This window comes from Streptococcus cristatus, from assembly GCF_003943505.1.
Lineage (GTDB): Bacteria > Bacillota > Bacilli > Lactobacillales > Streptococcaceae > Streptococcus > Streptococcus cristatus_E.
Genome location: NZ_RJPS01000092.1, coordinates 1 through 626, shown reverse-complemented (window position 1 = coordinate 626; position 626 = coordinate 1). Strand labels below are relative to the sequence as shown.

Below are 626 nucleotides of genomic sequence, written 5' to 3'. Positions count from 1 at the left end.
TACGACTGGTGTAGCTTCTTGAGCCAATTCTTTCGTAGCTGGTGTCCATGCACCGTAAGTCTTCTTGTCAGTTACACGGTCGCGCTCACCTGTACGTGTGAAGGCTGCTTCTTGTGTTACTGGAGCTTTCAGAGCTGGACGGCCTGCTGTTTGACCATCTGCGTATTGATACTTGATGGTACGTGTAACCTTCTTGTTGAGTTCTGCTGGATCCTTGATTGCTTCTTTACCATGACGAAGAGTAACAANAAATTGTTGGTCCTTCTTATCATCGTTATCGAAGGTCTTAGGTCCCTTGAACTCATCGTTCACCACTTCGTAGCCCTTGTCTGTCAATTCTTTCAGACGAGTTGCGTAGTTAGTAGTTCCGATTGGCTCACCTGACTTACCGCTTTCAACGACCTTACCAACTTCCTTGTTGTTATCATCTTGGTCTACGAAGGTGATAATCGCTTTTTGACCATCTTTAACATAATTGATTGGTGTATCCTGAGTTGGATCACTTGGAATTGGTGGTGGGTTGTAACCCTTGCTTGGATCGCTCGGATCTTTCGGTGTCAATGGTGTAGTACCATCTGGGCCTACTGGTGTAGTGCCTGGTACATCTGGAACTACTGGAAGATCAA

At 45.8% G+C, this 626-nt stretch carries 1 protein-coding gene; it reads right to left on the bottom strand.

Translation table 11 applies throughout. From position 1 onward, the window contains the following. The coding region (locus tag D8792_RS11535; RefSeq protein WP_446677400.1) for a mucin-binding protein at nucleotides 1-561 on the bottom strand (561 nt) is incomplete at its 3' end. Between the last annotated feature and the right edge of the window lie 65 nt (nucleotides 562-626).